This is a genomic window from Maribellus sediminis, from assembly GCF_011799805.1.
Classification (GTDB): Bacteria; Bacteroidota; Bacteroidia; order Bacteroidales; family Prolixibacteraceae; genus Draconibacterium; species Draconibacterium sediminis_A.
This window is the reverse complement of the sequence record NZ_WXUB01000007.1, coordinates 114372-137650: the sequence shown is the minus strand read 5'-3', so window position 1 is coordinate 137650 and position 23279 is coordinate 114372. Positions and strand designations below refer to the sequence as shown.

22 protein-coding genes and 1 tRNA gene are annotated in these 23279 nt (G+C 43.2%); 14 read left to right on the top strand and 9 right to left on the bottom strand.

Annotated features, from left to right (window positions below):
* The first annotated feature begins 52 nt into the window (after window positions 1–52).
* Window positions 53–1588, top strand: a complete 1536-nt coding sequence (locus HFD85_RS20750; protein ID WP_167614165.1) for a bifunctional GNAT family N-acetyltransferase/carbon-nitrogen hydrolase family protein — start codon at window positions 53–55, stop codon at window positions 1586–1588.
* On the opposite strand, the gene hflX is transcribed toward HFD85_RS20750, so the two are convergent.
* A complete protein-coding gene (gene hflX / locus HFD85_RS20745) occupies window positions 1585–2793 on the bottom strand; it encodes a GTPase HflX (protein ID WP_167614162.1) in 1209 nt (402 codons plus the stop codon). The two genes, HFD85_RS20750 and hflX, sit on opposite strands and share 4 nt — an antisense overlap.
* 72 nt (window positions 2794–2865) lie before the next feature.
* On the bottom strand, window positions 2866–3555 hold the full coding sequence (locus HFD85_RS20740) for an energy transducer TonB (RefSeq protein WP_167614160.1): 690 nt from the start codon (window positions 3553–3555) through the stop codon (window positions 2866–2868).
* A gap of 320 nt (window positions 3556–3875) precedes the next feature.
* Between HFD85_RS20740 and HFD85_RS20735 the strand changes: the two genes are divergently transcribed.
* Window positions 3876–3952 (top strand) — tRNA-Ala (locus HFD85_RS20735).
* Between the two features lie 61 nt (window positions 3953–4013).
* The gene (locus tag HFD85_RS21955) at window positions 4014–4265 is read left to right on the top strand and encodes a GIY-YIG nuclease family protein (RefSeq protein ID WP_167614158.1); all 252 of its coding nucleotides are present in this window, start codon (window positions 4014–4016) and stop codon (window positions 4263–4265) included.
* 401 nt (window positions 4266–4666) lie between these two features.
* Here HFD85_RS21955 and HFD85_RS20725 read toward each other — a convergent pair whose 3' ends face one another.
* The 6 genes from HFD85_RS20725 to HFD85_RS20700 form a co-directional block, all read right to left on the bottom strand.
* Window positions 4667–6343, bottom strand: coding sequence for a carboxylesterase/lipase family protein (locus tag HFD85_RS20725; protein ID WP_167614156.1), 1677 nt, complete (start codon window positions 6341–6343; stop codon window positions 4667–4669).
* Between the two features lie 33 nt (window positions 6344–6376).
* Complete coding sequence (locus HFD85_RS20720; RefSeq protein ID WP_167614154.1) at window positions 6377–7192, bottom strand: MBL fold metallo-hydrolase; 816 nt, start codon at window positions 7190–7192, stop codon at window positions 6377–6379.
* A 91-nt stretch (window positions 7193–7283) separates the two neighbouring features.
* The gene (locus HFD85_RS20715) at window positions 7284–8477 is read right to left on the bottom strand and encodes an esterase (protein ID WP_167614150.1); all 1194 of its coding nucleotides are present in this window, start codon (window positions 8475–8477) and stop codon (window positions 7284–7286) included.
* A 172-nt stretch (window positions 8478–8649) separates the two neighbouring features.
* On the bottom strand, window positions 8650–9336 hold the full coding sequence (gene aqpZ / locus HFD85_RS20710; RefSeq protein WP_167614148.1) for an aquaporin Z: 687 nt from the start codon (window positions 9334–9336) through the stop codon (window positions 8650–8652).
* Window positions 9337–9487: 151 nt separating this feature from the next.
* Entirely contained in the window at window positions 9488–10723 is a 1236-nt protein-coding gene (locus HFD85_RS20705) for an efflux RND transporter periplasmic adaptor subunit (protein WP_167614146.1), read from the bottom strand.
* A 256-nt stretch (window positions 10724–10979) separates the two neighbouring features.
* Window positions 10980–11684: a hypothetical protein gene (locus HFD85_RS20700; protein ID WP_167614144.1), complete on the bottom strand. Its 705-nt coding sequence runs from the start codon at window positions 11682–11684 to the stop codon at window positions 10980–10982.
* A gap of 41 nt (window positions 11685–11725) precedes the next feature.
* Between HFD85_RS20700 and HFD85_RS20695 the strand changes: the two genes are divergently transcribed.
* The 5 genes from HFD85_RS20695 to HFD85_RS20675 all read left to right on the top strand — a co-directional run bounded on the left by HFD85_RS20695 (window position 11726) and on the right by HFD85_RS20675 (window position 16614).
* Complete coding sequence (locus tag HFD85_RS20695) at window positions 11726–12424, top strand: M48 family metallopeptidase (RefSeq protein WP_167614142.1); 699 nt, start codon at window positions 11726–11728, stop codon at window positions 12422–12424.
* A 131-nt stretch (window positions 12425–12555) separates the two neighbouring features.
* Window positions 12556–12885, top strand: coding sequence for a hypothetical protein (locus tag HFD85_RS20690; RefSeq protein WP_167614140.1), 330 nt, complete (start codon window positions 12556–12558; stop codon window positions 12883–12885).
* Between the two features lie 95 nt (window positions 12886–12980).
* On the top strand, window positions 12981–14447 hold the full coding sequence (locus tag HFD85_RS20685; RefSeq protein WP_167614138.1) for a TrkH family potassium uptake protein: 1467 nt from the start codon (window positions 12981–12983) through the stop codon (window positions 14445–14447).
* Between the two features lie 80 nt (window positions 14448–14527).
* Window positions 14528–15856, top strand: a complete 1329-nt coding sequence (locus tag HFD85_RS20680) for a deoxyguanosinetriphosphate triphosphohydrolase (protein ID WP_167614136.1) — start codon at window positions 14528–14530, stop codon at window positions 15854–15856.
* 158 nt (window positions 15857–16014) lie between these two features.
* Window positions 16015–16614: a helix-turn-helix domain-containing protein gene (locus tag HFD85_RS20675; RefSeq protein WP_167614134.1), complete on the top strand. Its 600-nt coding sequence runs from the start codon at window positions 16015–16017 to the stop codon at window positions 16612–16614.
* 91 nt (window positions 16615–16705) lie between these two features.
* Here HFD85_RS20675 and HFD85_RS20670 read toward each other — a convergent pair whose 3' ends face one another.
* Window positions 16706–17476: a TIGR00266 family protein gene (locus HFD85_RS20670; protein ID WP_167614132.1), complete on the bottom strand. Its 771-nt coding sequence runs from the start codon at window positions 17474–17476 to the stop codon at window positions 16706–16708.
* 99 nt (window positions 17477–17575) lie between these two features.
* Between HFD85_RS20670 and HFD85_RS20665 the strand changes: the two genes are divergently transcribed.
* From HFD85_RS20665 to HFD85_RS20640, 6 genes are all read left to right on the top strand, one after another.
* Window positions 17576–18532 carry a pseudouridine synthase gene (locus HFD85_RS20665; RefSeq protein ID WP_167614130.1) on the top strand — a complete coding sequence of 319 codons (957 nt, stop codon included), beginning with the start codon at window positions 17576–17578 and terminating at the stop codon, window positions 18530–18532.
* A gap of 97 nt (window positions 18533–18629) precedes the next feature.
* A complete protein-coding gene (locus tag HFD85_RS20660; protein ID WP_167614128.1) occupies window positions 18630–19118 on the top strand; it encodes an RNA polymerase sigma factor in 489 nt (162 codons plus the stop codon).
* A 4-nt stretch (window positions 19119–19122) separates the two neighbouring features.
* The gene (locus tag HFD85_RS20655) at window positions 19123–19806 is read left to right on the top strand and encodes a hypothetical protein (protein WP_167614126.1); all 684 of its coding nucleotides are present in this window, start codon (window positions 19123–19125) and stop codon (window positions 19804–19806) included.
* A 172-nt stretch (window positions 19807–19978) separates the two neighbouring features.
* A complete protein-coding gene (gene glmM / locus HFD85_RS20650) occupies window positions 19979–21361 on the top strand; it encodes a phosphoglucosamine mutase (RefSeq protein ID WP_167614124.1) in 1383 nt (460 codons plus the stop codon).
* Window positions 21362–21606: 245 nt separating this feature from the next.
* Complete coding sequence (locus HFD85_RS20645) at window positions 21607–22080, top strand: methylglyoxal synthase (RefSeq protein WP_167614123.1); 474 nt, start codon at window positions 21607–21609, stop codon at window positions 22078–22080.
* Between the two features lie 88 nt (window positions 22081–22168).
* Window positions 22169–23275, top strand: coding sequence for a carbohydrate-binding family 9-like protein (locus tag HFD85_RS20640; protein ID WP_167614121.1), 1107 nt, complete (start codon window positions 22169–22171; stop codon window positions 23273–23275).
* Window positions 23276–23279 lie beyond the last annotated feature (4 nt).

The window sequence follows — 23279 nt, the reverse complement described above, 5'->3', positions numbered from 1 at the left end:
TGCCATTTTCCTATGAATTTTGTTATCTTATAAAAGACAAAATTAAGCGTGTATGGAACAAATTGATATGGTTGAATTAAGGCAGCTAAATGCCGGCGATTACGAAGAGTTAAAGAAATCGATGATTGAAGCATACTCCAACTGGCCGGGTGCCTACTGGAAGGAGAGTCATTTTATGAAGTTACTCAAGATTTTTCCGGAAGGGCAGCTGGCAGTTTTGGTGAACGATGTGGTGGTTGGGTGCGCCCTTTCCATCATTGTGAAATACGAGTTGTTTGGCGACGACCATACCTACCAGGAAATTACCGGTAACTACACTTTTAATACACACAATCCGAAAGGCAATACCATGTACGGGATCGATGTTTTTATTCGTCCGGATTACCGTGGTCTGCGCATAGGACGCCGCTTATACGATGCCCGGAAAGAGTTGTGTGAAAACTTAAATTTGAAAGCGATTGTTTTTGGCGGACGTATCCCAAATTACCACCTGCACGCCTCGGAAATGACTCCAAAGGAATTTATTCAGAAAGTAAAATTGAAGGAGTTATACGATCCCACGCTTACCTTTCAGCTGTCGAACGATTTTCACGTGAAGAAAGTGCTGCGCGGATATATGCCGGGCGACAAAGAATCGAAGGAGTTTGCCGTGTTGTTACAATGGGATAACATTTATTATCAGAAGGTTTCGGATAAAGCAAGTGCCTACAAATCGGTTGTGCGGCTGGGGTTGATTCAATGGCAGATGAGGCTGTACAAAGACATTGACGAACTGTTTACACAAGTGGAATATTTTGTGGACGCTGTGGCGAGCTATAAAAGTGATTTTGTACTCTTTCCGGAGTTTTTTAATGCTCCTTTGATGGCCGATTATAATCACTTGACAGAGGCAAAAGCAATCAGGAAACTCGCTGAATACACCGATGACATCAGGGAACGGTTTATGAAACTGGCCATTTCATACAATATTAATATCATTACCGGAAGTATGCCGCTTTTGAAGGAAGAGAAGCTCTACAATGTTGGGTTTTTATGCCGCAGAAACGGGACCTATGAAACCTACGAAAAAATTCATGTAACTCCCGATGAATCAAAAGCCTGGGGATTATCGGGTGGCGATACCATTGAGGTGTTTGAAACCGATTGCGGGCCTGTCGGGGTTTTAATTTGCTACGATGTGGAGTTTCCGGAATTGCCGCGAATTCTTGCGCAGCAGGGGATGAATATCCTCTTTGTGCCATTTCTTACCGATACTCAGAACGGTTATTCAAGGGTTCGCTACTGTGCCCGTGCCCGTGCCATCGAAAATGAGTGTTACGTGGCCATTGCCGGATCGGTGGGTAACTTGCCGAAAGTTGAGAATATGGATATTCAGTTTGCGCAGTCGGTTGTATTTACTCCCAGCGATTTTTCTTTTCCGGCTAACGGGATAAAGGCCGAAGCAACTGCAAATACCGAGATGATCCTGGTAGCTGATGCAGACCTTGATCTACTAAAGGAATTACACACTTTTGGTGCTGTACGTAATTTAAAAGACCGGCGCACTGATTTGTATTCGGTTTGCCTGAACAACGGGAAAAAGAGTTAATCTTCCTCTGTCCAGCTGGTCTCGTACAGGTAATCGTTGTAGGGGAAACGTTGCGAGTGAATTTCTTTCACTGCTTCGTACAATTTCTCTTTGAAATCCTCGATGTTTTCTTTTTCGATTGCCGAAATAAATAATGCCGGTGTATTGTGTTTGCCCATCCACGAATTTTTCCATTCGTCGAGCGTGAAGTTAGCCTTGGTTTTTGGAGTCAGGTCATCTTCGTCTTTTTCGTCGTACGAAAAGGCATCTATTTTATTAAAGATATAAATAGTGGGCTTATCGCCGGCTTCAATTTCTTTTAAGGTGCCGTCAACTGTTTCAATCTGTTCCTCGAAACCGGGATGTGAGATGTCAACAATATGCAGCAAAACATCGGCTTCGCGCACCTCGTCGAGTGTCGATTTAAACGACTCGACCAAACCGTGTGGCAGTTTGCGTATAAATCCAACGGTATCGGCAAGCAGGAAAGGCAGGTTGCCAATCACCACTTTTCGAACTGTGGTATCGAGTGTTGCAAAAAGCTTGTTTTCGGCAAAAACCTCCGACTTAGCCATCATGTTCATAATGGTGGATTTACCAACGTTGGTATACCCTACAAGGGCTACTCGTACCAATTTACCCCGGTTTTTACGCTGTGTGGCTTTTTGCTTATCAATCTTAACCAACTGTGTTTTTAGTCGCGCGATTTTATCGAGGATGATCCTGCGGTCGGTCTCGATCTGGGTTTCACCCGGACCACGCATTCCGATACCTCCCCGCTGACGTTCGAGGTGGGTCCACATTCGTGTGAGTCGTGGCAACAGGTACTGATATTGAGCCAGTTCAACCTGTGTTTTTGCGTGAGCCGTTTGAGCGCGCTTTGCAAAAATATCGAGGATCAGGTTGGTTCTGTCAAGTATCTTGCACTCCAACTGACGTTCGAGGTTACGAAGTTGTGTTGGCGACAATTCATCGTCGAAAATTACGGTGTCGGCTTCCACCACTTTTATATAGTTGCCAATTTCTTCGAGTTTACCGGGGCCAACAAAAGTTGCTTTGTTCGGGACGTCAAGCTTTTGCGTAAAACGTTTAAGCACGACGGCACCGGCAGTATCAGCCAGAAACTCAAGTTCATCGAGGTATTCCTTTACCTGATTTTCATCCTGATCCTGGTTAATCAAACCAACTATTACGGCTTTTTCTGTTATTGCTGCTGTCTCTATCATTGCTTATTATTTTTCACAAAAAAACTCCTGCTTCATATTGAAACAGGAGTGCAAAAATATTGTTTTTATACTTTACTGCAATACGAAGTTAATTGGTACCGTGTAAGATACATTAACCGGCTTGCCACGTTGTTTTCCAGGTTTCCAGGTCGGAAGGCTGTTAACCACGCGCAATGCTTCTTTGTCGAGCGATGGGTCAACTCCCCTTGCAATGCGGGCGTTGCTAACTTTTCCATCTTTACCAACAACAAAGGTTACATAAACTTTACCCTGGATTCCGTTTTCCTGCGCAATAACCGGATATTTAATCTGGCTGGCCAGGTATTTACGAAGTGCAAGGTCACCACCAGGGAACTCAGGCATGTCTTCTACAATAAAGAAAACCTCAGTATCCGAAGCTTCTTCTTCTTCAGCAGTTTCAATAACCGGAGCTACATCGATAACGGTAGTTTCATCGGCTTCTGAATCTTCAATTTCCAACTCATCTTCGATCTCAACATCGTCGTCCACAATGTTCAAAACCTCAACAACTTTTGGTGGTGGAGGTGGTGGCGGTGGTTGAACCTGTTGCTCGCGAGTGATCGGAATAATCTCTTCTTCCACTTCCTGGGTTTGAATTTGTCCCAAACCTTCTACTTTTTTAGGCTTGGTTGTCCATTCAAAGGCCAGCAGTGTAATGCCTAATGCAAGCACCAATCCTACTAGCAGAAAGGTATTCCTTTTGCCTTCAAGATCGACTTTTGGCGATTTTTTAAGTTCCATACTAAGCTATTATTTTAAGTTTTATTCGAATTTTTGTCCCTAAAATTGGGGCTTAAAGATAAGAAATATTCTTTATATCCAAGTCTATTCGATTTAAATTTAAGATACCGGAGAAGTCTCCGTTATGAACACTGTTCATGGCTTTAGGCGCATCAAATTCTATTTGTTATACAACAAAAACTTTACCAAAATTTTATTTGAGTAATCAAAGAAAATATTTTTATATTTGCAGCGCATTTGGGGGATTAGCTCAGTTGGCTAGAGCGCCCCGAAGGCTTTCGGGGAGGTCCTCGTTGTTCTCAACATGATAATTGAAAAAAGGGGGTTTAGCTCAGTTGGCTAGAGCGTTTGACTGGCAGTCAAAAGGTCACCGGTTCGATTCCGGTAATCTCCACCAAAAGGAGCAGTTCGAAAGGATTGCTCCTTTTTTTGTATCTTATTGTTCTCATTTGCAAGCCATGACTTATTACCTGTATATCTTACAAAGTGAAAAAAATGGTAGGTACTATGTTGGTAGTACGCAGAATGTGAACGAACGTTTGCAACAACACAATTGGAGCAGGACACCTTCAACAAAATCTGGAATCCCGTGGAAATTGGTCTATACCGAGGAATTTTCTGACCGGTCTCTGGCAATTCAACGGGAATATGAAATCAAACGAAAGAAAAGTAGAAAGTATATAGAGTTTCTAATAGGCTCAGTTGGCTAGAGCGCCCGAAGGCTTTTCGGGGAGGTCATCGGTTCCCCCGAATATTTATCGGGGCGATATTCTCCACAAAAGGAGTAGTTCGAAAGAGTTGCTCCTTTTTTGTATCCTTTGTTTCTCCTTTGTTTATTTAAGAAATAGGTATTCGTTCGAATAACGTCGTCTAAAAATTTCTCGCATTCTGCTTTTGCGAGATCGCTGGATCCCGATGTCGCGTTAATATGCAATGCCTTCAGCATGTCCGGTGCAGAAGCTTTTCAGGGTGGAAACCCTTTGCCACTGGGAACACTGTTTTTGTCCGAATTTAAATTTGCTAATTATAAGTAAGCTTTAGATGATGTTTTCATCAGTGCATGAAAAAGGACCGGTTTCCAGCCGATCCTTTTGGTTATCCTAATATATTTCTATAACATTTCGCGTGCTTCGCGATCCGGATCATTTTTCACCTCACACACATCATTCAAAATCATGGTCTCGCCATTTTCGATAGTGAATTTTGGCCACTCGGGTAGTGCTTCGCAATTCGGATCGCCGGTGCGCATAAAGTTCAGCAAAGCATCCGACATTTTTTCGGAAAGGTTACGTGGCCTCGCACCTCCTCCTGTATGTGTCAGCATGAGGTCGGTATTGTAAAACCAGAAACAAATATCGAGGCAGTGGAAAGCCCGCATGCGATTGTCAAACAAAGGCGGTTCCCATCCGAACCAGGCCAAATAAACAGGCGCTTGCTGATTGCTTTTTGCAGTAGCTGTTTCTATAACACTTTTACGGTTGCTGGCAGCCAGCGTCATAATCTCGATAGGTTTGGCATCGGGGAAAGCTTTGGCATAAGCATCGTAAACTGCCGGTGCCTTGTCGCCTAACCCGCCTCTGAAGCCGGCACGTTGTTTTAGCATTTCTTTTGCCTGATCTGCCGTTATCTCTTCCATTTCGGGCATGTTACGCGCCATTCCCCATTCGTGGAAAGTGGTACAGATCATCATCGGAACATCCGAAGAAATGCCGTGTGGATCGCTGTAAAATTCTTCTTTCGGAATATTTATTCCATCCGCCACCGGGCTAAATCCAACGCGGGAATAGTCGGCAGATTCAAGCTCCTCGCGCAGTTTCTGATTGGCTCTATTCGCGATCAGGATGTATTCTTTCCAGGGCAGTTCCTGTAACTTATCGATTTCATCAGGTTTCAGTCCCGCTTCTTTTAATACATAAGCACCCAGTTTTTGCGACATTTCCTGATCCATCGCTTTAATGCTTGAACCGCTTAGTGGAACAACTTTATGTACCAAGCCCTGTGCGGCCGGCATGGCAGCCAGTGTGCACACTTTTGCACCTCCGCCCGATTGCCCCATGATGGTTACATTATCCGGATCGCCACCAAAATTGGCAATATTCTCTTTTACCCATTCCAGCGCGGCTACCATATCGAGCGCGCCAACATTCCCGGAGTGCTTATACTTATCGCCACCTACTCCCGAAAGATCTGAAAATCCGATCGGGCCTAAACGATGGTTGATCGAAACAAAAACCACATCTCCTTTGCGGCTGAGGTTTTCGCCCATATAACCGTCCTGTTCAATTCCGTTTCCGTTGGTATAGCCACCGCCGTGGTACCACACCATAACCGGGCGTTTATTAGCGTCGATGGCCGGTGTCCAGACATTTAGCCTCAGACAGTCTTCGCTTACATCGTCGTAATTCCAGTGATCGACAAACGAAGCATAAGCATTGGCATAGCGATTATCCATGATCTGTGGTGCCGAGTTTCCCCACCAGACTGCCGGGCGAATATGATCCCAGCTTTCGGGTTTTTGCGGTGGCATAAAACGGTTTTTACCGCCGGTGTCAGCGCCGTATGGAATTCCGCGAAACTGGGTAATTCCGCGGAGAATGAATCCTTTTACTTTACCGTAAACAGTTTCGGCAATGGCAATGTCGTCGCCAATGAACAGGATTTGTTCATCATCAGTATCTTTCATCGTTGCAGGAGCTGCACACGAAGCTAATGGAAGGGTGGTCGCCAGTCCAAATCCGGCGGCTCCGGCTCCCATGGTTTGAAAAAAATCTCTTCTGTTGGTTTTCATCGAATTCGATTTAGGTGATTTAGATTTATTGCTTTATTTAAGATGTTCCGGATCAAAAACAATGCTGGCCTGCCCCAGGGTGGCGATCATCGGATTTTGCGAACCAATAGAAACTTTCACCTCGTATGGTCTGGCTTCGGGTGCCGTGCCATTTTTTAATCCTTCCGCTAAATTTTGCATATCGGTTAAATAACTTTTATCAAATGCTGTTTTTACATATGGATAATGTCCGCAATAGATTTTTGTGATTCCCTCACTGTTCATTTTAGCCAGCATTATTTTGCACGACCGAATGTAGGTATCAATAGAAGAATGAGGCTCAAGTTGCAGCCAAACCTGTCCTGAGCCAAACGCATCGCCCGTAAAACAACTGGAGGTTTTTGTGTCAAGCAAAACAATGGACCCGGGCGTGTGTCCCGGCGTATGGATCACTTCAATCTTTCGGTTTCCAAGGTCAATTTCATCACCATCAAGCACATATTCAATTTCTCCGTTGTAAGGAATTTTCAGCATTCTAATAAGTGCGGTATCACCTTCATGCATATAAACCGTATCGAAATAGGCAATATTCCCTGCATGATCGGGATGAAAATGCGTAAGAACCACCTCCAGCGGTTTATCGGTAATCTTTTTTACCACCTTGTCCAGGTCCTTGCATTTGGTGCCCACATCAATTAACATGGCTTTTTTATCGCCTTCAATAATGTACATGGTAGTGTTATCTGAAGTTTCAACCACCCAAATGCCTTTTTCAAGCTGGGTAATGCTTAGGTCGTTGTTGGAAAAAACCTGCGAATAACCAAGTTGACTGCAAAACAGCACTCCAATGAATAAAATTAAGTTTTTCATAAGTAAGGACTATCGGTTTATAGTTTGTTTGTACCCAGCTTATTCATCACCGGAGAAACAGGTTCCGGTGATGAATAAGTTCAGGATGATTTTATTTAAATAGCAGTGGCACGAAATCGGAAAGGTAAACCCTCCAGTTTCGCCATATGTGTCCGCCTTCGGTTTCGGTGTATGAATATTTCATGCCCATGGCATCCATTTGCTTGCGTAGGTCGGCATTCGCCTGGTAGAGAAAATCGGTTTTTCCGATTGCTATCCAGTATAATTCATAGCCGTTCTCCATTTGTTTTTTAAGTGTGCCGTCAATGTCGTCATAAACTTTACTGGTAGCATCTTCACGAGGCATTATTGCTGCCGAGAATAATCCTACATAATCGAATGTATTGGGATAATACCTTGAAATATGGAACGAATGGAAGCCGCCCATTGAAAGACCGGCGACTGCGCGATCGGCTTTATCAGCCTTTACACGGTAATTGCTTTCCACAAATTTAATGATGTCCATAAAGTTGGCTTCATAGGTGCCGTCCATGGTTTTGGGTACCATAAACTGAGGTTTGTAAAAACCTTCGTGGCCTTCGCCGGGAGCTGCATCCTGAATCACATTGCCATTAGGCATTACAACAATCATTGGTTTGGCTTTGCCCTGAGCAATCAGGTTATCCATAATCTGAGCTGTACGTCCCAGCGAGATCCACGCTTCTTCATCACCTCCTGCTCCATGTAGCAAGTACAAAACAGGATATTTGTCTGATGAAGTTTCGTAACCCGGAGGCGTGTAAATAGTCACTCGGCGGTCCATTTCCAAACCTGGCGATTCGTACCAACGGCGTGTTACCGAGCCGTGTGGAATGTCGTTAACTTTGTACAAATCGGCACGACCACCTCCAACAATAAAAATGTTGGTAATTGAAGCTACATCGCGAATGAGAAAGGGATTACTTGGATCGGTGGTTGAAAAACCATCGATGATGAAGGAATAGCTGTACAATTCCGGACTCAAGGTCTGTGAGGTAAAACTCCACACACCTTTGTCATCTTTGGTGAGAGCAGCTTTTCCCGGGCCATCGAATTCGCCCATTGGAGTTTTAATTTTTTCGGTAGGTAAAAAATCTCCTGTTACAAATACCGAATCGGCACCAGGTGCCATCAGGCGAAAAGTTACGGTATTATCACTGTTTATCTCAGGCGAAACGATTGCTTGTCCTCCCCATAATGCCTGCTGGGCACTGATATTTGTTACTAGCAGCGTCATTCCCATTAAAAATATTAAAATACTTTTCATTCGTTGATATTTGTTAATTGATTTAAACAAAAATAGTATTTCTGTGTGTGTATGACACAATAAGGAAATAAAAGCCACAAATTATGTTGGTCGGGTGTCTTAGTGTTGTGGTATTCAACAAAAAAAAAGAGTTGCCCACAGACAACTCTTTCCCTATAGTATATAAGTCAGATTATTCATTTTCCGGAGCAAGCATTTTGTAAACAAAGCCGGCGATGAGTGCGCCAATAATCGGAGCTACCCAGAACAGCCAAAGCTGACCAAGTGCCCAATCGCCAACAAACAATGCCTGGCTGGTACTACGTGCCGGGTTAACCGATGTATTGGTAATTGGAATGCTGATGAGGTGGATGAGTGTAAGCGACAAACCAATTGCCACACCTGCAAGACCTTGAGGTGCTTTCGAATGTGTAGCACCCAAAATTACAAACAGGAAAAAGAAGGTCAGCACAATTTCTGCAATCAATCCTGAAACCATGCCATAACCATCGGGAGAATGTTCGCCGTAGCCATTGGCAGCAAAAGTTCCGATCTCTGCACCCGGTTTTCCTGAAACGATGAGGTAAAGAATCAGCGCGCCAAAAGTAGCTCCCAAAACCTGCGAAATAATGTAGGGTATCAGGTCCTTGGCATCGAAACGACCACCGGCCCATAAGCCGATTGATACTGCCGGGTTGAGGTGACAACCCGAAATATGGCCGATGGCATAAACCATGGTCAGAACAGTTAATCCAAAAGCAAGCGCAACTCCCGCAAAGCCAATACCCAACTCAGGATAAGCGGCGGCAAATACTGCGCTTCCACACCCGCCAATCACTAACCAGGCGGTGCCAAAAAATTCTGCAACTAATTTTTTCATAATTGTGATTTAAGCATTTAGTACTACATGTAGTATGGTGAATTTCAATCAATTTAAAACAATTTGACGAAATATGCGGTACCTCAACTTAAATTAATTGTCAGTCGCTGAGCAGGCTTTGGGAGTTTATTAAAATGAAAAAGTAAAGGATTTAATTCAACTGGCTCTTTTTTACATGAAACCTGGCAGGGCCGCTTTCTGCATCACCGGTACCGATCAGAATCTGGTCTCCTTCACTTAATCCGGAAACAATTTCACACCATTCGTTACCGATGGTACCGAATATTACTTCTGTTTTTACGGCTTCCCGGTCATGGAGTACATACAGGTATTGACGATTACTGTATTCGAATTCGGGGAATTTCTTTATACGCAAAACATTATCGTGGTTGCGGCTGATGATTTCAAGAGAAACACTCTGGTTAATTTCCAGCCCCTGGTGTTTTTTGTCGGCCAGGTGAACATTGAAATGGATCATCTGGTCTTCAATCATTGGCGTGATCTCACCAACTACACCTTCCAGCTTTTCGTTTTCGAGGTTCACCAGCACACGGTTGCCGGTTTGTACACGCGATGCATACTTTTCGTTTACCCAGCCCACCACTTTAAACGACGACATATCCGACATGCGGAGCAACATGGCGTCTTCTTCAATGCGCTGTCCTTCGCTGTTGTTGATGGCCAGAATTACACCTTCAGCCGGTGCTGTTACACGTAATTTACTGAGCATTGCCTGTTTTTCTTTCAGGTTTTTTTCCTGGCTGTTGATTTGAAGTAACAATCCTCTTTCGTCGGCTTCCATTTGCTGGATTCGTATTGCATTCTTCTCAATTTGGCTTTGAAGATCTGTTTCGGCTGCTTCCACCTCTTGCCTGGTACGATTAACTCTTTCTTCGGCAATAGTCCCGGCTTCCAACATTTTTTCCTGTTCTGTCAGGTTCGATTTCAGCGTTAGTATTCTGAGTTTTTTTACTTCTTCGTTCCGGTCGAGGCTCAGTCGTGTGTTTTGCGCATTCAGTCTTGATTTTTCCAGAGAGTTGTGTTTGATATCCAGTTGGTTCTGCATGCGCTCAATTTCTTTCTGCACGCTTTTTTCGTCGAGTTCAATCAGCAGATCGCCCTTTTTTACCAGCGAACCTGCATTCTTATAAACCTTTTTGATGATACTCCGCTCAGGCGACCGGATGATGATCTCGTCGTCGGATTCAATTACTCCCGAAGCTTGTAAGGACGATATTACCGGCCCCATGCTCACTGCCTCAACAGTATACGATTCGTTTGAAACTTCGCCTGCAGGTTTGTTTTTCTGGAGCAGGAGTATGGCCAATAAAATGAAAAGACCTGAAACAGCGGCTATGATAAAGATTAACCTGGTGTTTTTTCCCATAGAAAGCACTGGTTTTGGTTGAATGACTATTTGTTCAAAGGTAAAAAAAATCAGACACTAAAAGGCACAAAAAATATTCCCGATGTTCGCAGTTGCAAACAGAATTCAAACTGTTTTGAACCCTTCTGACCTCCCCGAATGGAAGTAATTGTCACCTTTTGTGGAAATACGGCCGATCAGTTATTTTATTGGATAAAGCCATGAAAACAAAAAAGGTGGCACCTGTGTACCACCTTTTGTTTATATGCTTTGCAATTTATTTATTGATTTTTGCTTCGTAAAGCTTTTGAATTGCTTTCAGATAATTGGCATCCATTTTATCCGAACGGATACGTACAACTTCGTAAAGTGTTCCTTCTTTATAGAACGATGCACTTGCCGCGTCGAATTCATGTCCATCCCAGTTGTATTTCACATCCATCGAAACCTTGATAAATTCTTCGGCATCGAGGTATTTGGAAATCACGATGTAGGCAAAAGTTGTGTCATCGGAATTCAGATAAATTCCAGGCTCCAATTCTTCCAGGTTAAGGAATTTTACAATTTTGGTACGGGCCTCGAGCTTGCCTTTCAGTTTTTTATTCATCAGGAATTTGATGCCTTGTTTAACATAGGCTTCCTGTATTTTTTCTACCAGGTCGAGGGTGGGAAGGTGCCGCAATCGAATGGCATCCAGGCTGGTAGTGCCGATTGTGATATAGGCCTTTCCTGCATCAAAATTCCAGTCGTACTGTTTTTCAATGTTTTGTGTTGCCCGCAGAATTTCTTCCAGAGGATACTGACTGTCGAGGATCATGTAAAGATAAATCGAATCGGCATCAGTAGGTAATTCGTGATAATATCCCGGAAAAGGATTTAGCGAGTCGAAAACCAGGCTACCCGGTAAGATTTTTTGTTCGAGAGCTTGTACTGTGTCTTTTTTGGTAAGGTTAACAAATACTTCCATTTTTTTATTTGCCATGTTTGATATATTTGGTCTTTGTTATCAATATTCAATAACACATGCCGGAACAAGTAGTTCACTTAAAAGCTATTGGAATGGTGACTTTTTCAAAGAATCGCCGTTCTAAAAATATAAAATTAAGTGTAAAGCCCGATAAAACTGTGCGGGTTTCCTTCCCTTATTATGTTTCAAAAAAGAGAGTACTCAACTTTCTTCTCGAAAATCAGGAGTGGATAAGGCAGCAACAGGGCAAAATGGAGGAGCGAAAAACGCGGGTGGATGCCGGTACGGTGATCAAGAGTAAAATTTATTCGATTACGTTTGCCAATGGTCCGGCTAACAGGGTAAGTAAAATGGGCAGGGAACTTACAATCTGGGTGCCCGATTTTGATGCTGAAGACGCACAAGCCTACATCGAAAAGTGCCTGACTGAAGTTTACCGTTTTGAAGCCAAACAAATTTTGCCAGGTCGTTTGAAATCATTGGCCGAAAAACATGGTTTTGCTTTTCAGAGAGTTACCATTCGTGATAATCGGAGAAACTGGGGAAGCTGTTCGTCGCAAAATAACATCAGCTTAAACCTGCAAATGATGAAATTACCCGATAAACTCATCGATTACATTTTGTTGCACGAGCTGGTACACACCGAAATAAAAGACCACAGTGCCAAATTCTGGAGTCGTTTGGATGAGGTGACTGACAATCAGGCAAAAGAACTTTCGCGTCAGGTACGGAAATATTCAACCTACACCTTGTAATGCCTTTGATTGTCTGCAGTTTAAGAGACAATGATTAATAAATCCTCAAAACACCTTTACTTTGGGCGTCAAAAATTGCAGTGAAAGCGAAGAGGTGTTACTTTTGTTCGCGGGAAAATTGATCGAAAGCATTGAGTAAAATCTTCATATTATTTTTTAGCCTCGTTTCGGCCGTGTTTTTGAATGCCGGTACCCAGGTAGCGCCTTTGTCTTTTGAAACAAACGGCATTGAATGTGAGCAGTACATGCAGGAGTTGGCTTTTTCTGCCGATCTTGAAATGCTGAGTGCCTGCGAAAACGAGGATGACAGGTTTGATGTTTATGGTTTCTCCGATCTTTTTTCTACTCTTTTCAACAACAGGAATACCAATTTGCACGGAATACCCGATTTAACGGATTGTTTTAAGCAATGTCCGGTACCAATATTCTACACGAACCTGCCTCCACCTGTTTCTGCATAACGATAGGTTTCGTAAATTAGGATTTTAGAATTCAATTTTGTCGTTTCAGTTATTTGTAAAAAACACTGAATTGAAGCGGGTAATTCCCGCGTTATATGATGAACAAATCAAAAATAAATAGCGTACTCCTGATTCATTTTGTTTCAATTGTAATGGTTTTCGAAAGCATTTTTATGCTGATCGCCGTCATCCTTTCGTACTATTACCGCGAAACAGTTGCGCATAAAATGTTGCTGGCATTCGGTATAACTGCTGTAAGCGGAATTCTGCTGAATGTACTGACTCATAAAACGCGACACCAGGAGCCAAATATCCGCGAAAGTTTTATCATTGTTAGTCTGGGGTGGATTGTCATGGGGCTTGTTGGCACTATCCCATACCTGTTAACAGGAAGTATACCGACGTTTACCAATGCTTTTTTCGAATCGTTCTCCGGTTTTACAACAACGGGTTCTTCTATTCTTGCCGATATTGAAGCCCTGCCCAAAAGTGTACTGTTCTGGCGTGCCGAAACACACTGGATTGGTGGTATGGGAATTATTGTGCTGGTGATCGCTATTATGCCTTTTCTGAAAATACACGGGATTTACCTGTTTTATTCCGAAGCTTCAAGTTTGGATAACGACCGTATTTCAACGCGAATTACAAAAGTGGCCCGTAACCTTTGGTTTATTTACCTGGGGCTGACTGCGGTGGAAGTAATAATGCTGGTTCTTGGCGGCATGCCGCTTTTTGATAGTGTTTGCCATGCTTTTGCAACGGTAGCAACCGGAGGTTTCTCAACAAAAAACGACAGCATCGCCGGGTATTCTCCTTATATCCAGTATGTGATCATCCTGTTTATGTTATTGTCGGGGACCAATTTTGCGGTACACTTTCTAATGATCAAAGGCCGGATCAGGGACGCTTTCCGAAACGAGGAATTCAGGGTTTACCTTGCAGTTATTTTTATAATTACTGTTGCGCTGAGCCTTATTTTGTTTTACCAGCATCCGGAGTACAAGTTCGAGCACTCGATGCGAAACGCTTTTTTCCAAGTAGTGTCGATCATTACCGCAACAGGTTTTGCAACAGCCGATTATCTGCAGTGGCCCGAGCAGGCCATTGGGTTAATCGTTTTGCTGATGCTGATCGGTGCTTCGGCCGGATCGACGGGTGGCGGTGTTAAAGTTATTCGGCATGTGATTGCTTACAAACGATTAAAACAGACTTTCCTCGAAATTCTTTATCCGAACCGGGTAACGATAATTCGTTACAATAAACAAAGTATTAAGGATGAGTTCCTGCGTCAGATAATGACCTATATTTTCGTGTACTACATGTTCCTGTTTATTGGTACCATCATCATGATGTTCTGGACCCGCGATCTGCCTACTTCTTTTGGTGCTGTAGCCACCAGCATGGCCGGAATCGGTCCGGGATTTGGTACGGTAGGCCCGGTAAGCAACTTCCTGCATTTGCCCGGCGGTGCTAAGTATTTCCTTACTTTTCTGATGTTGATCGGTCGACTGGAAATCTATGCTGTTTTAGTCATATTCTCACGCACTTTCTGGCGCGATTAACCGGGTGTTCACTTTAATTATTCTGCTTTGTTCTTTCGGGCTCGAAGAATTCATTTATTTTCGTGGAACAAACTTTTAGCATGAATTGGGATAAACTGATTTCTACAAAAAGGCTGGGCATGGAAGACCACCAGTCGTTAGCTTCGCACGAAGACCGCACACAATTTCAGCGCGATTACGACCGGATCATTTTTTCGTCGCCTTTCCGCAGGATGCAAAACAAAACCCAGGTATTTCCTTTGCCCGAACACATTTTTGTACACAACCGGCTGACACATAGCCTGGAAGTGGCCAGTGTTGGACGTTCGCTCGGAAATCTGCTGGCAGAAAAGCTGGCGCCTCGTAATCCCGACAATCCGTTTATCCAGGAAATCGGAACCATTGTTTCCACCGCCTGTCTGGCACACGACATGGGAAATCCGCCTTTCGGACATTCGGGAGAAGCCGCCATCGCCAACTTTTTTTTAAAAGGAAATGGCAAACGTTTCGAAGCAGAATTAAGCGCAGGAGAATGGAAGGATTTTACGCATTTTGACGGTAATGCCAATGCCTTTAGAACATTGACACATCAGTTTAACGGAAAGCGAAGCGGTGGTTATGCACTGACTTATTCAAGCCTGGCGAGTATTGTGAAGTATCCTTTCGAATCGGTTCAGGCCACGAAACAAAAGTTTGGTTTTTTTCAGTCGGACAAGAACAATTATCAGCGCATTGCCGAAGCATTGGGGATCAGGAAAAAGGAAGACGGTAGTTTTTGCCGCCATCCGCTGGTATACCTGGTGGAGGCTGCCGACGATATTTGCTACCAGATCATGGACCTGGAAGATGCGTTCAAACTGGGGATATTAAGTTACGACCGGATAAAAAAGCTGTTTCTCGATTTTTACGATAATCAGGCTGAAGCAAAAACGCTTAAACGCATTGAAGATACCCTTGGAAAAGTAACCGATAAAAACGAACAGATTAGTTATCTGCGGGCCGGTGTTATCGGGAAGCTTATTTACGAAAGCATTCGGATTTTTGAAGAAAATGAGTCTGAAATAATGGCCGGCGAGTTCAAGGGAAGTTTGATCGACCGGCTGGCTGATGTTCCTGCAGAAGCCATGAAAACTGTTCAGGAAATTTCGTTCCGGGAAGTTTATGCTTCACGTTCGGTGGTTGAAATCGAGATTGCAGGTTATAAAATCATCGGTACCCTGCTCGAAGAGTTTGTGGACGCCATGATGAATCCACAAGACAAATACAGCAAAAAAATCCTGTCGTTGTTACCCGAACAATATATAAGCACGGAAGAAACAACGTATCACAAAATTCAGTCGGTAGTTGATTTTGTGGCCGGAATGACCGATGTTTTCGCACTCGATCTCTACCGAAAAATCAAAGGAATAAGTTTGCCGGGAGTGGTTTAGGAAAGTGATCAGTTTTCAGTAGCAGTTTTCAATATTAACCATTCCAAAATTGAGGTTTGGGAGTCCGGACATTGATGACGTAATAATGACGCAAGCATGACGCTATCAACAATACATACTCAAAATAATTTTGCCGGTACAATTTAAAAACTTGAAAAATGAGTAATCAAAATCTGGCGAAAAACATTAAAGAGTTACGCAACAGAAAAGGAATTTCACAGGAGTTACTGGCGGAAAAATCGGGCGTTAGTTTAAGAACTGTTCAACGCATTGAAAATGGTGAAACAGAGCCACGCGGAGATACACTCGTTCGGCTTGCTGAAGCCCTTGATACAGCTCCGGAAAATTTGAGCGACTGGAAGCTGACCGAAGATAAAAGTGCATTGATGACACTGAATTTATCGGCGTTGGGATTTATCGTATTTCCCTTGCTCGGAATTATTATTCCAATGGTCATCTGGATTAGCAAAAAAGGCAAAGTAAGGGATTTGGATAAACTGGCTAAAAGTATTCTCAATTTTCAGATTCTGTGGGTCGTCGTGTTGTTGTTGGTGTACATCTACTTTATAGCAAGTGCATACTACCGGATAAACCAATCAGGCGATATTTCTCTTTCTGTGGTAGGAAATCCTGTTTACAAGCTACTTGCTATCGGAGGATTATATCTGTATAATATTATTCAAATTGTAACGAATACCATGCGAATAAATGATGAGAAAGAAGTAAGATACTTTCCACTTGTAAAAATCGTCCGATAAAATAGAATAAATTGACTGGGAGTTATTTAGGAAAGCGTTCAGTCGCAGGATTCTTTTTCTGATCACTGCGACTGAACACTGATCACTAAATCTATCCTTCCAAAAGTTGATCCAGTATGCCGGAACGTCCTTCTTTCCGCGTATTTCCTCCACGTGGTGAGAGCTCAGCAATCAATTTTCGGATGGGCATACTTTGGAGCCATACTTTTCCGGTTCCGCGTAAAGTTGCCAGGAAAATTCCTTCGCCGCCAAACACCATCGAACGCAAGCCTCCTGCCTGTTCAATGCTGTATTCAATCGAGGGTTCAAAACCAACGATACAACCGGTGTCTACCCGAAGTGTTTCGTTGTGCAAATGTTTCTCAATCACAGTTCCTCCGGCATGGATAAATGCTTTTCCGTCGCCATCAAGTTGCTGAAGAATAAAACCTTCGCCACCAAAAAATCCGGCACCCAGTTTTTTACTGAAAGTAATGGATATTTTGGTACCGAGTGCAGCACACAAAAAGGCGTCTTTCTGCACAATCACCCGCCCACCGAAATCAGGCAGGTTTAACGGAATGATCGTTCCCGGATAAGGAGCAGAAAAAGCTACGCGTTTTTTTCCCCAGCCCTGGTTGGTGAAATGGGTAAGGAATAATGATTCTCCCGTAATCAGGCGTGAACCGGCAGACAATAATTTGTCAAAAAATCCTGAGCCGGGATTGCTTCCGTCGCCCATTTTGGCTTCAAACTGAATACCATCTTCCATGTACAACATGGCGCCGGCTTCGGCAATTACCGTTTCTGCCGGATCGAGCTCTATTTCTACCAATTGCACATCGTGTCCTTTAATTTCGTAGTCTATTTCATGTGATCGCATAACATTAAAAAATTTAATTTCCGACCTAAATTAAGGGATTTGGCCTAAATAAATCTGAAATCGGAATTTTTATCGATCTTTGCAGAAATAAATTAAAAAATGCAAAGACGAAACAGCACCGGAAAAAGCGGTGCAAGTGGCAGAAAAGAAACAGCCGGACCTTCAAAAAGAGTGACATCAAAAGGTACGGGTAAAAGAACAGGGAAGTCACGTCCTGTTGAAAAGAAATCACCCCGAAAAGAATTTGGAGCAAGTCAACCTGCTGCCCCCCAGCGACGATTCGATAAAGACCGGCCAAAACCGGCTGTAAAACGTGTGCGTGCCAAAAAGGAGGAAAGTGCACCTGCTGAAGGAATGCGTCTGAATCGGTTTATTGCCAACGCCGGTGTTTGCTCGCGACGCGAAGCAGATACCTACATCGAAACAGGCCTTGTAACCATCAATGGTAAACTGGTGACCCAGTTGGGAACCCGGGTGATGCCAGGCGATGAAGTGCGTTTCGACGGGCGACGACTTTCGGCTGAAAAGAAAGTATACCTTTTGTTGAACAAACCCAAGGATTTTGTGACGACAACCGACGATCCGCATGCCGAAAGAACGGTGATGGAACTGATAAAAGATGCCTGCGAAGAGCGCATCTATCCGGTAGGTCGCCTGGATAAACAAACAACCGGTTTGTTGTTGTTTACCAACGATGGCGAGCTATCGAAAAAGCTGACTCACCCCAGTCATCAGAAGAAAAAAATCTACCAGGTTTCCCTTGATAAACCGGTGATAAAAGCACACATTGAAGCCATTGCCGAAGGAATTGAACTGGAGGATGGTTTTATTGCTGCCGATGCGATTAGCTACATCGATCGCGAGGCAAAAACCGAAATAGGCATCGAAATTCATTCGGGAAAGAATCGCATCGTTCGCCGGATTTTTGAACACTTTGGTTACCGTGTAAAAAAACTCGACCGTGTATTTTTTGCCGGTCTTACCAAGAAAAATCTGCCACGCGGGAAATGGCGTATCCTGTCTGAGAAGGAAGTGAAATTCCTGAAAATGTTATAATCTGGTAACTTTTCCAAGGTGCTTAACTTTGGAAAAGTTATCGATCCAGCCTCGCCTCCTGTAATTTTTCGCCCGATCAAAGACTAATAAACCGATTTTGGAAAAGGAATTCTTACAAATAATTCAGAAGAACCAGGGCATTGTTCACAAGGTTTGCAATATTTATTGCGATACCGAAGAAGATCGTCATGACCTTTTCCAGGAAATTGTAGCCCAGTTATGGCGCTCATTTCCAACATTCCGGAAAGAGTCGAAGGTTTCGACCTGGATGTACAGAGTGGCACTGAATACGGCCATCACCACATTTAAGAAGAGCAAAAGAAGACCTGACCAAAATCGATTGACATTCGAGAATTTTCAGATTGAGGACGAAACCTACGATGCCGAAGTTGAGGAGCAGATAAAAAGCCTGCATAAGGCTGTCAATCATCTGACGGGTGTTGAAAAATCAATTGTTCTGTTGTTTCTCGAGAATAAGAAGTACGAAGAGATTGCCGAGATAACGGGGATCACTCAAAATTATGTACGTGTAAAAATGAACCGGATAAAAAAGAAACTGAAAAAATTGATGGACACTGAAGAATAAGAGTATGGAATTAGACAAGTTGAAAAAAACCTGGGAAAAAATGTCGGCCGTAAAAGAGTTGGATGAAACTCAGTTGCGGGAGATGTTACACAAAAGGACCAAAAGCCTGATCGAGCGGATTGACCGCAACATCAAAATTGGTTTTGCGGTACTTTTTGTGCTCATCCTGCTATTTGCTTTCGACGATTTCCTGCTGTCGCCCCAATTACTGAAAGATATGACACAAGGCGTAAGTATGCCTGATTGGTTAGTATTTCTGGGCGTATTTTCCAATGTCTTAATCCTAACAACATTTGTGTACTTTGTAATAAAATATTACCGGGTAAAACGTACCTGCGACGTTACTTGCGAACTTCACGAAACCCTCAAAAAAATAATTGAAACGCTGTTATTGTACCAGCGTTTGTTTTACCTCGCGCTGGCAACATTTATGGTAGCCATTGGTTTGGCCTTTGTTTCCGGAGTTTACGAAGGAGGAAGATTACAATTTGAAAATTCGGGCGCTGAACTTGCCGATGTAAATACCCGGCAACTTGTTTTGGTAGTTGTGCTTGGAATTATTGCACTGTCGCTAATCGTTGGCGGTATATTCCTGGTTCTGCGCTGGGGGTTTCGAAAATTATACGGCAACTACATTAAGAAGCTGAAAACCACCCTTAAAGAACTCGAAAATCTGGATGAAGACTAAGGTTTTTTATTCTGCCTGCTGCGTTTTTATTTGTGCATTTATTTGATTATTAGTTAGGTATGTGCTTTTGTTATGCAATTGTTGCATTTTGATCAATTCTGCTACATATGATTTTCGTTTGCTAATTATCCTGCCCCGATTTGTATATTTGAGCCCAAAATAATCGAACATAATGACCTTAATAAAATCTATTTCTGGAATTCGCGGAACCATTGGAGGAAAACCGGGCGAAGGATTAAGTCCGCTTGATGTTGTGAAATTTACGGCTTCGTATGCTACCTGGGCAAAGGAAAAGTCGGGTAAGGCAGCCATAACGGTTGTGGTTGGGCGCGATGCCCGTATTTCCGGCGAAATGGTAAGCTCGCTGGTTGTAGCCACGCTTAGCGGAATGGGATGCGCAGTGGTTAACATTGGTTTGGCTACCACGCCAACTACAGAAATAGCCGTTACCGAAGAAAAAGCGGATGGTGGAATTATCTTAACTGCCAGTCATAATCCGAAACAGTGGAACGCCTTGAAATTGCTGAACGCATCTGGCGAGTTTCTGAATGCCGAGGAAGGAGCACGTATTCTTGAAATTGCCGAGGCTGAGGATTTTAGCTTTGCCGAAGTAGATGATCTTGGTGCCATCACCGAAAAAGATTATACCGATTTTCACGTTCAGCATGTATTAAATCTTGATTTGGTTGACGTTGAAGCGATCAAAAAAGCCAATTTTTCGGTTGCTATTGATGCTGTAAATTCGGTGGGCGGAATTGCTATGCCGGCTTTATTTAAGGCACTCGACATTAAAAAAGTTGTGGAGATCAACTGCGAAGCCACCGGTCATTTTGCACATACTCCCGAGCCAATTCCCGAGAACCTGCTTGAAACTGCCGAGATCATTAAAAACAGTGGAGTTGATGTTGGTTTTGTTGTCGATCCGGATGTTGACCGCCTGGTGATCATTAACGAAGATGGCAGAATGTTCAACGAAGAATATACGCTGGTGGCGGTGGCCGATTATATTTTGGGTCAGACACCGGGTAATACAGTTTCCAACCTGTCGTCGAGCCGGGCATTGCGCGATGTTACTGAAAAACACGGATACACTTACAGTGCGGCAGCTGTTGGCGAGGTGAATGTGGTGGCAAAAATCCGCGAAACCAATGCAATTATCGGTGGCGAAGGAAACGGCGGAATTATTTACCCAACAAGTCACAGCGGACGCGACGCCCTGGTAGGAGCTGCTTTGTTCCTTACTCACCTGGCAAAAAGCGGTTTGAAATGTTCGGAGCTGAGAAAGACATATCCTGATTATTTTATCTCGAAAAATAAAATTGAACTGACGCCTGATATCGATGTCGACGGAATTTTAGTTAAAATCAAAGAACTGTATTCCAACGAGCAAGTAACAGATATCGATGGTGTGAAAATAGACTTTGCGGATTCCTGGGTGCATTTACGTAAATCGAACACCGAGCCTATTATCCGCATTTATGCCGAAGCCAAAACAATGGAAGCGGCCGCACAACTGGCAACAAGCATTATCGATAAAATAAAATCAATCATATAGTTCTATCTGATTGGTATTTATTTCTTTAGCTGCGGTAGATTAAATTAAGATAAATAAGTTCATCTATCGCGAATCTTATTGTCAAATTGTGGGTGAAATGGATATACCTTTGTAGCGAAAGGTATTTAGATCATTCCCGGCATGCCGGAGCTGAATAAAAAATGCTACTGAGAAAAACCACCTCACTAATCTCCCACATTTAAGAACTCTACTTTAGTATTGTTAAATTAAACAATTAATTAGCCATGAAGAAGAAAAAGAATATTGCTATAGTTGCCCACGATAATAGAAAAAAAGACATTATGGAGTGGGTGGGATTTAACTGGAAAGAGTTAGCCCAGCACGATTTAATTTGCACAGGAACTACCGGGAAACTGGTTGACGACACATTGAGAGCAAAGTGCGAAGAGCATGGAGCTGTTCCTCCGACAGTATTACGTTTAAAGTCGGGACCGCTTGGCGGAGATCAGCAACTTGGTGCGTTGATTTGCGAGGGAAATGTTGATCTGCTCATCTTTTTCTGGGATCCGATGCAACCACAACCGCACGATGTAGACGTGAAAGCTTTGTTGCGAATCACTGTTCTTTACAACATTCCAACTGCCTCGAACCGGTCGACTGCCGATTTTATGGTAAGCTCGCACCTGTTTCACGAGGATTATGAACCTACCATTAAAGACTACGCCGAATACATTACACGTGATGTGGATATGACATAGGTGACTTTTGTAATAATTTTATAAAGCCAGTCTTGAATTGTGATTATTTTAATATTTTTGTTTCGGTAGGAAACAAAAATATTGAGATATGCAGTGGAGGAATCGAATTGTTTTTCTATTAATCGGACTTAGCTTTGCTTATACTTCTATAGCCCAAAACACTTTTCGCGGGAACGACCATTTACTGACTTTACCCAAAAGTTACGTGATTCAGCGGTCAACAGAAGAAATTACTCTTGACGGAAAGCCGCTTGAAAAGGCATGGGATCGGGCTCAATGGTCCGATGAATTTGTTGATATTGAAGGTGATTTAAAACCGGCTCCCTTATTTCAAACACGATTTAAATTGCTTTGGGACAAAGACAATCTCTATGTTTATGTTGAACTTGAAGAACCCAATATTTGGGCCTACTATGATAAACACGACATGGTGGTTTTCCACGAAAACGACATTGAGCTGTTTATCGATCCCGATCGCGACACGCACAATTATTACGAATTTGAAGTAAATGCCCAAAACACCTTGTTCGACCTGGTGCTGAATAAACCATACAGAAACGGAGGCAAACCCGACATAAAGTGGAATGCTGAAGGTTTTGAGAGTGCCGTTTGCATCAAGGGAACGCTGAATAATCCGAATGACAAAGATGAGATGTGGAGCGTGGAAATGAAAGTTCCTTTCAGCTCGTTAAGCACAAACGGCGAATTTGTTCAGCCTGAAGACGGAAGTTTATGGAAGCTTAACTTCTCGAGGGTGCAGTGGCAAACCGACCTTGTTGACGGAAAATACGTAAAGAGAAAGAATCAGCAAACCGGTCGCGATCTGCCTGAAAATAATTGGGTTTGGAGTCCGCAAGGCGTCATCAATATGCATTATCCCGAACGCTGGGGACTGGTTATGTTCTCAGAAAAACCGGCGGGTAAGAAAGTGGATTTCAATTTGCCGGCGGATGAAGTTCTACGAAAATACCTGTGGGAAATTTATTACAGGCAGCAACAATTCAGAAAAGTGCACGAAAGATATGCAACTTCGCTTAACGAACTGAATATTGCTGAAAGGGGTGAGGATGCCGGGCAGTCGTTTCAACTTAACTTAAAGTCTGATTCTACTGCATATCAGGTTACTTTAACCGCACAAAACGGATTGATTTTGGTCATCGATCAGGAAGGATTAATACTACAAGCAACTAAATAACAGG

Bases quoted from the DNA above. Each gene is read 5' to 3' on its own strand.
- HFD85_RS20750 (WP_167614165.1), top strand. From the start codon at position 53: ATGGAACAAATTGATATGGTTGAATTAAGGCAGCTAAATGCCGGCGAT.
- hflX (WP_167614162.1), bottom strand. From the start codon at position 2,793: ATGATAGAGACAGCAGCAATAACAGAAAAAGCCGTAATAGTTGGTTTG.
- HFD85_RS20740 (WP_167614160.1), bottom strand. From the start codon at position 3,555: ATGGAACTTAAAAAATCGCCAAAAGTCGATCTTGAAGGCAAAAGGAAT.
- HFD85_RS21955 (WP_167614158.1), top strand. From the start codon at position 4,014: ATGACTTATTACCTGTATATCTTACAAAGTGAAAAAAATGGTAGGTAC.
- HFD85_RS20725 (WP_167614156.1), bottom strand. From the start codon at position 6,343: ATGAAAACCAACAGAAGAGATTTTTTTCAAACCATGGGAGCCGGAGCC.
- HFD85_RS20720 (WP_167614154.1), bottom strand. From the start codon at position 7,192: ATGAAAAACTTAATTTTATTCATTGGAGTGCTGTTTTGCAGTCAACTT.
- HFD85_RS20715 (WP_167614150.1), bottom strand. From the start codon at position 8,477: ATGAAAAGTATTTTAATATTTTTAATGGGAATGACGCTGCTAGTAACA.
- aqpZ (WP_167614148.1), bottom strand. From the start codon at position 9,336: ATGAAAAAATTAGTTGCAGAATTTTTTGGCACCGCCTGGTTAGTGATT.
- HFD85_RS20705 (WP_167614146.1), bottom strand. From the start codon at position 10,723: ATGGGAAAAAACACCAGGTTAATCTTTATCATAGCCGCTGTTTCAGGT.
- HFD85_RS20700 (WP_167614144.1), bottom strand. From the start codon at position 11,684: ATGGCAAATAAAAAAATGGAAGTATTTGTTAACCTTACCAAAAAAGAC.
- HFD85_RS20695 (WP_167614142.1), top strand. From the start codon at position 11,726: ATGCCGGAACAAGTAGTTCACTTAAAAGCTATTGGAATGGTGACTTTT.
- HFD85_RS20685 (WP_167614138.1), top strand. From the start codon at position 12,981: ATGATGAACAAATCAAAAATAAATAGCGTACTCCTGATTCATTTTGTT.
- HFD85_RS20680 (WP_167614136.1), top strand. From the start codon at position 14,528: ATGAATTGGGATAAACTGATTTCTACAAAAAGGCTGGGCATGGAAGAC.
- HFD85_RS20675 (WP_167614134.1), top strand. From the start codon at position 16,015: ATGAGTAATCAAAATCTGGCGAAAAACATTAAAGAGTTACGCAACAGA.
- HFD85_RS20670 (WP_167614132.1), bottom strand. From the start codon at position 17,476: ATGCGATCACATGAAATAGACTACGAAATTAAAGGACACGATGTGCAA.
- HFD85_RS20665 (WP_167614130.1), top strand. From the start codon at position 17,576: ATGCAAAGACGAAACAGCACCGGAAAAAGCGGTGCAAGTGGCAGAAAA.
- HFD85_RS20655 (WP_167614126.1), top strand. From the start codon at position 19,123: ATGGAATTAGACAAGTTGAAAAAAACCTGGGAAAAAATGTCGGCCGTA.
- glmM (WP_167614124.1), top strand. From the start codon at position 19,979: ATGACCTTAATAAAATCTATTTCTGGAATTCGCGGAACCATTGGAGGA.
- HFD85_RS20645 (WP_167614123.1), top strand. From the start codon at position 21,607: ATGAAGAAGAAAAAGAATATTGCTATAGTTGCCCACGATAATAGAAAA.
- HFD85_RS20640 (WP_167614121.1), top strand. From the start codon at position 22,169: ATGCAGTGGAGGAATCGAATTGTTTTTCTATTAATCGGACTTAGCTTT.